This window comes from Klebsiella sp. 54 (assembly GCF_018223875.1).
Lineage (GTDB): Bacteria > Pseudomonadota > Gammaproteobacteria > Enterobacterales > Enterobacteriaceae > Klebsiella > Klebsiella quasipneumoniae.
In genome coordinates this window covers 1-8617 of sequence record NZ_JAGRRA010000022.1, presented here as the reverse complement: position 1 = coordinate 8617, position 8617 = coordinate 1, and the positions used below count along the sequence as shown (strand labels likewise).

The following is an 8617-nucleotide window of genomic DNA, read 5'->3' as shown; positions in this document are numbered from 1 at the left end:
GGTTATTGATGATATGGTCGGCGGCGAGAACCAGCATCAGCGGGTCATCGCCGTGGCGGGTGGCCTGAAGGGCCGCCAGGGCGATGGCCGGGGCGGTGTTGCGCCCGACCGGCTCAAGAATAATGTTGTTCGACAGCTTGTTGAGCTGGCGCAGCTGTTCGGCCACCAGGAAGCGGTGCTCTTCGTTACAGATGACCATCGGTTCATGGATTTCAAGGCCCGAGAGTCGGGTGATGGTTTCCTGCAGCATGGAGTTCTGCCCGAACAGGCGGAGGAACTGTTTCGGATAAAGCTCGCGAGACATCGGCCAGAGACGACTGCCGGTACCACCAGCCATAATTACAGGAAGTAACATAATGAAATCCTTAAATAAATAATTGCTTTATTTTACTATCAGTCAATCGACCGTCGGGGGAATGGCCTTTTTCAGGCACGCTACCGCCATTGGCTGTCGCAACCAAAATGCGTACTGCTCCCGTGCTTTAGGCTAAACGCCACCCTCTTTCGCTTCAGGCTGTCGGCAGAACGTTCACTCAGCGGCCTGAAAAGCCAGCCTGACGGAACGGGTGTCCTGAAAACCTAAAAGCAGAGATATACCTTCAGGCATATCTCTGCTTTTAACATGCATCTTCCCTCACCTGGCCGCGAAATGCCCCACACTTTCCGCATTTGCCGCCGGGTTAACCATCAGGACTTTCTCATTTACGCAGGGCAAAACGCACGCGCTTGCCGCCACCGAAGAAAACGAAACCGGCGGTTTACCGATGCCAGTAACCGTCATAGAGGGGCGTTCACGATAAAGGGAAAGATGAGAAGAGACATCGTCTTCGCCGCTGAGGAGACAACGCGCTTGCGGGCCTGGTTGCCCTTTGCACATGGCGACGGCGCTACGTTCCGACAGGTGGGATAAACGACTCATGCTCTACAATGCACATTCCACTAAGAAAATCGTCCGCAGATTATAGCGCTGGTCGCGGGGAATAAAAATAAAAAAGCCTACTGATTAATGGATTACTCAAATAATACACATCTTAAACATTTGCTAAACAAAAAGATCAACATTAAGCAATTGATATTTAAGCTAAAAAATGCAAACTCGACGAGAATTTTGCCCATTTGCTAAATGATCCGCCGACCAAAAATATAACTTTAAACAAAATTACGCCGTGCCTGAGGGTATTGACTGCCTTCATGGTATCGCCACGAATCGCTAAGCCGCTGACCAGTCACAAGGTTATTATTCGACAGCTAACGGTCAAATGAGAAAAGTTGTTATTTATCAGCCTTTGCCACCACGGTTTTGTCAGAAAAAACGCCTTTCAGTTCACGCCTGGCGGAATAGACGCGGCAAAGCAAGTGATCCCAACCGCAAGCCAGTGTAAAATCGGCACTTATGTAGAACGGGATATCCACACCCCGGAGGAAAAATATGAAGTTTTTGGTCACTGGTGCCGCAGGTTTTATCGGCTTTCATATCGCGCAGCGCCTGCTGGATGAAGGGCATAATGTTGTCGGGATCGACAACATGAATGACTATTATGACGTCAGCCTGAAGCAGGCTCGCCTGGATCGTCTGGCATCTCCGGCATTTCATTTCCAGCAGCTGGATCTTGCTGACCGTGAGGGGATGGCGACGCTGTTCGCCGCAGAACAGTTTGACCGCGTGATCCACCTTGCGGCCCAGGCGGGCGTGCGCTATTCGCTGGAAAACCCCTATGCCTACGCTGACGCTAACCTGATGGGGTATCTGAACATTCTGGAAGGCTGTCGTCATACCAAAGTGAAACACCTGGTGTACGCCTCCTCCAGTTCGGTTTACGGCCTTAACCGCAAAATGCCGTTCTCCACGGAGGATTCCGTCGATCATCCGGTCTCCCTGTACGCCGCCACCAAGAAAGCCAATGAGCTGATGGCGCATACCTATTCCCATTTGTACGGCATCCCGACTACCGGCCTGCGCTTCTTTACGGTCTATGGTCCGTGGGGACGCCCTGATATGGCGCTGTTCAAGTTCACGAAAGCGATGCTGGAAGGGAAAAGTATTGACGTATACAACTACGGCAAAATGAAGCGCGACTTCACCTACATCGACGACATCGTCGAGGCAGTGGTGCGCGTTCAGGATGTGATCCCGCAGGCTAATGCTGACTGGACCGTTGAGAGCGGTTCCCCAGCTACCAGCTCCGCGCCGTATCGGGTCTACAACATTGGCAACAGCTCGCCGGTGGAACTGATGGACTACATCACCGCTCTGGAAGAGGCGCTGGGGATGGAAGCGAAGAAGAATATGATGCCGATTCAGCCGGGCGATGTGCTGGACACCAGCGCAGATACCCAACCGCTGTATGACCTGGTGGGCTTCAAGCCACAGACGTCAGTGAAGGAAGGCGTGAAGAACTTCGTCGAGTGGTATAAGGATTACTATCAGATCTAACCTGTCTCTGCCCTGCCGCAATCGTCAGATTGCGGCAATGGATAAACATCCCGTATTGCCTTCACTTATCATTCATTTCTTTACCCGAGCCTGGCACAGGCTATACTTTTTTGTGCTAAAGAATAATTTTTACTGGTTTTAAAGACGGTGCTGAAACCAGTTTCATCTGGCCGCCAGCGAAAAAGACAACAACTATAAGCCTGGTCCCCTGCTGTCACTCTTTTCAATACCATTTTTAATGGCTCCTTCAGCATTTTCTCCTGATAAATAAAAGACATTACTTTCTGTAGGAATTTTCTTAAGAACAGGATATGTTATAGATCGCAATACAGCACCTTCCACGCTGATATATTGCTTAACTTGCTAATGATTCAACCAACTAAAGCTGTGGTAGATATTATGGAAAACCTGTTTTTCTTAGTGGTGGCTGCCATACTACTTGCTGTGTCTGTTTTCTTTTTAATTTCATATCTGAAAGACAGAAAGAAAACAAAACTGACGTTTAATAAACGGAAGTGGTAAGACTCGCTCCATATTGCATTTATATTAAGATAATATTAAGAGATAAAAAAATGATATGACAGAATGACCGTTCATTCTGCGTTTTGGCATGGCCTTAAGGCAAGAAAAAAATAACGCTACTCGCGCCCTGTCCCTCGTATTTCCCCAGGGCATAAATAACAAAAGCCTGCGTTGCAGGCTTTGTTTTACCTCCCGGCGCTTATCTCCGGCATCTACATCACAGTGACGGTAGCTCTTCACAAGGTAAGTTTAACTTATCGGACCTGTTTTCGACCCGCAACGGCTTTTGAGTAGGATCGTAATGTCCATCACAATTTATTGAGGTTAATCTGAATGTGCGAGAAATACGCGCAGTGAGGGATAGAGCGGGGAGATAAAGAAGCACACTGGCGGCAGGGAACCGCCAGTGTCAGACAGGCAGAATTAATCGTTGCCAAACAGATCGCGGGTGTAAACTTTGTTTGCTACATCCGCCAGCTCTTCCGCCATACGGTTGGAAATGATGACATCCGCCTCTTGTTTGAAGGCATCCAGGTCGCGCACGACGCGGGAGTTGAAGAACTCATCTTCCTGCATCACTGGTTCATAGATAATAACAGGAATACCTTTCGCCTTGATGCGCTTCATAATCCCCTGAATAGAAGAGGCACGGAAGTTGTCCGACCCGCTCTTCATGATCAGGCGATACACACCCACCACTTTCGGCTTACGGGCGAGAATAGAATCCGCAATAAAGTCTTTACGGGTACGGTTAGCATCTACGATAGCCGCGATGATATTGTTCGGGACCGATTCGTAGTTCGCCAGCAGCTGCTTGGTATCTTTCGGCAGGCAGTAGCCGCCGTAGCCAAAGGACGGGTTGTTATAGTGGTTGCCGATACGCGGATCCAGGCATACCCCTTCGATAATCTGCTTGCTGTTCAGCCCCTGGCTTTCAGCATAGCTGTCAAGCTCGTTGAAATAGGCAACGCGCAGCGCCAGATAGGTGTTCGCGAACAGTTTGATCGCTTCCGCTTCAGTGGAGTCGGTAAACAGGGTCGGGATATCCTGCTTAATCGCGCCTTCTTTCAACAGGTCTGCGAAACGTTCGGCACGTGCAGAGCGCTCACCAATGACAATGCGCGACGGGTGCAGGTTGTCGTACAGCGCGCGGCCTTCACGCAGGAACTCAGGAGAGAAAATAACATTATCAATCCCTAAACGTTCTTTGATGTCGCGGGTGAACCCCACCGGGATGGTCGATTTAATGATCATCACCGCATTCGGGTTGATCTCTGTGACATCGCGAATAACCGCTTCCACTGTAGAGGTGTTGAAGTAGTTGGTTTTGGGATCGTAATCGGTCGGCGTGGCAATGATCACGTAGTCGGCATTGCGGTACGCGTCGTGCTTATCCGTGGTGGCACGGAAATTTAACGGTTTTTCTGCCAGATATTCCTGAATCTCTTTATCGACAATCGGAGAGATCTTCTGGTTAAGCATATCCACTTTGGCCTGTACGATATCCAAGGCCACCACTTCGTGGTTTTGCGCAATCAGGACACCGTTCGATAAACCAACATAACCTGTACCGGAAATAGTAATTTTCATTCGATTACACTTTAATCAGTTAACTGGGTAATGGCGGATAGCCACGAATTTAAATAATGCTGTTGGCGGTTTTACGCTGAGAAGGAAGTTAAGTCAAGTCGGTCGGTTGACCCGGCTTGTTAACGAATAAACATGACGAGTTCCATCTGGAACCCGCCATTTTAAGAAAAAACAACCTAATTATTTATATACTTCTGCAGTGGCCAGAGTATGTGCCTGCAGATCTTTCTCCGACAGCGAGAGCGCGCAATCGTTCAGCGCCGGCCAGTCAATCCCTATCTCCGGATCGTTCCAGATGATGCTCCGTTCTGACTGCGGCGCGTAGTAGTTCGTCGCCTTGTAGACAAACTGCACCGTGTCGCTCAGCGCCATAAACCCGTGGGCGAACCCTTCCGGGATCCACAGCTGACGTTTATTCTCTGCGCTGAGCACCGCGCCCACCCATTTGCCAAAGGTGGGCGATGAACGACGGATATCCACCGCCACGTCAAACACCTCACCTTCCACACAGCGGACCAGTTTGCCCTGGGCATGTGGATCCAGCTGATAGTGCAGCCCACGCAATACGCCTTTCTGGGACTGGGAGTGGTTGTCCTGAACAAAATCCACCTGGCGGCCCACCGCCTCATTAAATACCTTGCTGCTGAAGCTCTCAAAGAAGAAGCCCCGCGCATCACCAAACACGCGCGGTTCAAAAATCAGCACGTCAGGAATATCTGTTTTAATAATGTTCATCTTTTGCTACCCGTTTATTTGCCCAGGACTTCCGTTACCACGCGAGCCACCCCCTGACGCCAGTCCGGGAGAGTCACCCCAAATGCCTGCTGGAATTTTTCATTCGACAGGCGTGAGTTGAGCGGACGCTTCGCCGGCGTCGGATAGGCCGTCGTCGGAATGCCCTTCACTTCCTGGATCGCCAGCTCTGCACCGTGCGCCCTCGCCACCTCAAACACATAGCGGGCGTAGTCGCACCAGCTGGTCTCGCCGCTGGCCACCAGATGATAGGTGCCGGCCAGCGCCGGATTACGCAGCGTTTCACGGATTGCCGTCGCCGTGCAGTCTGCCAGCAGCTCAGCGCCGGTGGGCGCCCCGTGCTGGTCGTCAATGATGGAGAGCGTCTCTTTCTCACCCGCCAGGCGGAGCATGGTTTTGGCAAAGTTGGCGCCGCGGGTGGCATATACCCAGCTGGTACGGAAAATCAGATGACGCGGGTTGCCCTGCTCCAGCGCCAGTTCACCGGCACGCTTGGTTTCGCCATAAACGTTCAGCGGGCCGGTCGCTTCATCTTCCCGGCGATAATGGCTGCCGGCGCCGTCGAACACATAGTCCGTGGAATAGTGCACCATCAGGGCACCCAGCTTCGCCGACTCTGCCGCCAGCACCGCCACCCCTTTGTCGTTCAGCAGGTCGGAGAGCTCCCGCTCGCTTTCGGCCTTGTCCACCGCCGTGTGCGCGGCGGCATTCACCACCACGTCAGGGCGGACGGTACGCACGGTCTGCGCGATGCCTTCCAGATTCGTCAGATCGCCGCACAGCTCTTTATCAAAGTAGTCCACCGCGACCACGTCGCCGAGGGTGGACAGTGAACGCTGGAGCTCCCAGCCCACCTGGCCATTCTTGCCAATCAGTAAAATCTTCATTCTCTGTATCCTGTCGTTGACGGAGAAAGCATTAACGCTCGTTCAGCAGGCGCTTCAGATAAGCACCGTACTCGGTTTTCTTCAGGCGTTCGGCCTGAGCCGCCACCCCTTCCGCCGACAGCCACTGATTGCGGTAACCAATCTCTTCCAGGCAGGCGACCTTCATCCCCTGGCGCTTCTCAATGGTGTGAATAAACTGTGATGCGTCCATCAGGCTATCGTGGGTGCCCGTGTCCAGCCAGGCAAAACCGCGCCCCAGCAGTTCAACATGCAGGTCACCTTGCTCCAGATACATCTGGTTCAGGGTGGTGATCTCCAGCTCGCCGCGCTCAGAAGGCTTCACGTCCTTCGCCATCTCCACCACGTTGTTGTCGTAGAAGTAGAGCCCGGTCACCGCCCAGTCCGATTTCGGCTTCAGCGGTTTCTCCTCGATGGACAGTGCCTTAAAGTTCTCGTCGAACTCCACCACCCCGAAGCGCTCCGGATCCAGCACCTGATAACCAAACACCGTGGCACCGGAAGTCTTCGCCGCTGCCGCCTCCAGTTTTTTACCAAAGCTCTGGCCAAAGTAGATATTATCCCCCAGCACCAGGGCGCAGGCATCGTTACCGATAAACTTCTCGCCAATGATAAAGGCCTGTGCCAGGCCGTCCGGCGACGGCTGGACGGCGTAGCTGAAGTTCACCCCGAACTGCGACCCGTCACCCAGCAGGCGCTGGAAGGAAGGCATGTCGTCTGGTGTAGAGATGATCAGGATGTCTCGAATCCCCGCCAGCATCAGGACGGACACCGGGTAGAAAATCATCGGCTTGTCGTAGATAGGCAGCAGCTGCTTGGAGACGCCCTGAGTGATGGGATATAAACGCGTGCCGGAGCCGCCGGCCAGAACAATACCTTTCATAAATCTATTCCTTAATCAGTCAGATATCAGTTATTGAGGCCCAGACGCTCGCCGGCATAGGAGCCGTCCAGCACGCGTTGCCACCAGGTCTGGTTGTTCAGGTACCAGTGCACGGTTTTCTCAATCCCGCTCTCGAACGTCTCCTGTGGTACCCAGCCCAGATCGCGCTGAATTTTTGCGGCATCAATGGCGTAGCGCAGGTCGTGTCCCGGACGGTCGGTGACAAAAGTGATCAGGTCAGCAAAGTGGGTGATGTTGCCCGGCTTCTGCGCCACCACCTTGTCGAGAATGGCGCAGATGGTGCGCACCACATCGATATTTTTACGCTCGTTATGACCGCCGATATTGTAGGTCTCGCCGCTTTTACCTTCGGTCGCCACTTTGTACAGCGCACGGGCATGGTCTTCAACATACAGCCAGTCACGGATCTGCTCCCCGTTGCCATATACCGGCAGCGGTTTACCCGCCAGGGCATTAAGGATAGTCAGCGGGATTAGTTTCTCCGGGAAGTGATACGGACCATAGTTGTTGGAACAGTTGGTCACCACCACCGGCAGGCCGTACGTGCGGTTCCAGGCGCGAACCAAATGGTCGCTGCCCGCTTTGGAGGCGGAGTACGGGCTGCTCGGCGCGTACGGGGTTTCTTCGGTGAACAGGTCATCGGTGCCGTGCAGGTCTCCGTACACTTCATCGGTGGAGATATGATGGAAGCGGAAAGCTTTTTTCTGCGCTTCTCCAAGCCCGGACCAGTAGTGACGGGCCGCCTCCAGCAGAGTGAAGGTGCCGATCACGTTGGTCTGGATAAAAGCAGCCGGGCCATCAATGGAACGATCCACATGGCTTTCTGCCGCCAGGTGCATCACGATATCCGGGCGGAACTCGCTGAACTGGGCCGCCACGGCAGCGGCGTCCGTGATATCAGTCTGGGAAAACGAATAGCGTTCACTCCCGGCCACCGGCGCCAGGGATTCGAGGTTGCCGGCGTAGGTCAGGCAGTCCACCACGCGGACTTCATCCCGGGTATTTTCAATGATATGACGAACCACAGCAGAACCGATAAAGCCTGCACCACCAGTAACAAGAATCTTCATAATAATCTTATCCGAAATAGTTTCGTAGATAAAAAGGGCATAACAGTTTTCTATGCCCTTTCAATTATAGAGATGAGAATTAATGAGCATTTAGATATTAAAAAATAACCAGTGTATTTAAATAATGCTCGTATATTTCTCGCTAATTTTTGAACAATTTATGATAGGAGATTGAGTATTTCTTTTGTTTTAGTCTCCATCAGACTAAAATCCGCTCTGGACTCCACGTTCAGACGCACCACCGGCTCCGTGTTGGACGTGCGCAGGTTAAAGCGCCACTCAGGGTATTCAATACTGATACCGTCCGTTGTGTCGATGTGGGCGGCCGCCGGCTCATACTGCGCCCGGATGCGCGCGATCGCCTCCGCCGCATTACCCAGCTTGCGGTTGATCTCCCCCGACGCCGGGAACGCCGCCTGGCGGTCCGCCACCAGCGATT

Annotated in this window: 8 protein-coding genes and 1 pseudogene; 2 read left to right on the top strand and 7 right to left on the bottom strand. The window is 52.7% G+C overall.

All coding sequences use genetic code 11. The features are described 5' to 3' along the window. The coding region (locus KHQ24_RS24355; RefSeq protein WP_211777441.1) for a sugar phosphate nucleotidyltransferase at nucleotides 1-355 on the bottom strand (355 nt) is incomplete at its 3' end. A 1074-nt stretch (nucleotides 356-1429) separates the two neighbouring features. Here KHQ24_RS24355 and KHQ24_RS24350 point away from each other — a divergent pair. Next, nucleotides 1430-2434 (top strand): NAD-dependent epimerase, encoded by a 1005-nt coding sequence (locus KHQ24_RS24350; protein ID WP_065878640.1) that lies wholly within the window; start codon nucleotides 1430-1432, stop codon nucleotides 2432-2434. A 399-nt stretch (nucleotides 2435-2833) separates the two neighbouring features. Beyond that, nucleotides 2834-2956, top strand: a complete 123-nt coding sequence (locus KHQ24_RS24345) for a small membrane protein (RefSeq protein WP_000429184.1) — start codon at nucleotides 2834-2836, stop codon at nucleotides 2954-2956. A 423-nt stretch (nucleotides 2957-3379) separates the two neighbouring features. Here the strand turns inward: KHQ24_RS24345 and ugd are convergent, their stop codons facing one another. The 6 genes and pseudogenes from ugd to KHQ24_RS24315 form a co-directional block, all read right to left on the bottom strand. Then, a complete protein-coding gene (gene ugd / locus KHQ24_RS24340) occupies nucleotides 3380-4546 on the bottom strand; it encodes a UDP-glucose 6-dehydrogenase (protein ID WP_064188109.1) in 1167 nt (388 codons plus the stop codon). 180 nt (nucleotides 4547-4726) lie between these two features. Further along, on the bottom strand, nucleotides 4727-5281 hold the full coding sequence (gene rfbC / locus KHQ24_RS24335) for a dTDP-4-dehydrorhamnose 3,5-epimerase (protein WP_004206788.1): 555 nt from the start codon (nucleotides 5279-5281) through the stop codon (nucleotides 4727-4729). A 14-nt stretch (nucleotides 5282-5295) separates the two neighbouring features. Continuing rightward, entirely contained in the window at nucleotides 5296-6186 is an 891-nt protein-coding gene (gene rfbD, locus KHQ24_RS24330; RefSeq protein WP_004206787.1) for a dTDP-4-dehydrorhamnose reductase, read from the bottom strand. A gap of 31 nt (nucleotides 6187-6217) precedes the next feature. After that, entirely contained in the window at nucleotides 6218-7087 is an 870-nt protein-coding gene (gene rfbA, locus KHQ24_RS24325; RefSeq protein WP_000676431.1) for a glucose-1-phosphate thymidylyltransferase RfbA, read from the bottom strand. 26 nt (nucleotides 7088-7113) lie between these two features. Beyond that, on the bottom strand, nucleotides 7114-8178 hold the full coding sequence (gene rfbB / locus KHQ24_RS24320; RefSeq protein ID WP_211777519.1) for a dTDP-glucose 4,6-dehydratase: 1065 nt from the start codon (nucleotides 8176-8178) through the stop codon (nucleotides 7114-7116). A gap of 158 nt (nucleotides 8179-8336) precedes the next feature. Continuing rightward, nucleotides 8337-8617, bottom strand: a pseudogene (locus KHQ24_RS24315) (phosphomannomutase CpsG); the annotation flags it as partial.

Excerpts from the sequence above, each read along its gene's own strand:
- KHQ24_RS24350 (WP_065878640.1), top strand. The coding sequence starts at position 1,430 with ATGAAGTTTTTGGTCACTGGTGCCGCAGGTTTTATCGGCTTTCATATC.
- KHQ24_RS24345 (WP_000429184.1), top strand. The coding sequence starts at position 2,834 with ATGGAAAACCTGTTTTTCTTAGTGGTGGCTGCCATACTACTTGCTGTG.
- ugd (WP_064188109.1), bottom strand. The coding sequence starts at position 4,546 with ATGAAAATTACTATTTCCGGTACAGGTTATGTTGGTTTATCGAACGGT.
- rfbC (WP_004206788.1), bottom strand. The coding sequence starts at position 5,281 with ATGAACATTATTAAAACAGATATTCCTGACGTGCTGATTTTTGAACCG.
- rfbD (WP_004206787.1), bottom strand. The coding sequence starts at position 6,186 with ATGAAGATTTTACTGATTGGCAAGAATGGCCAGGTGGGCTGGGAGCTC.
- rfbA (WP_000676431.1), bottom strand. The coding sequence starts at position 7,087 with ATGAAAGGTATTGTTCTGGCCGGCGGCTCCGGCACGCGTTTATATCCC.
- rfbB (WP_211777519.1), bottom strand. The coding sequence starts at position 8,178 with ATGAAGATTCTTGTTACTGGTGGTGCAGGCTTTATCGGTTCTGCTGTG.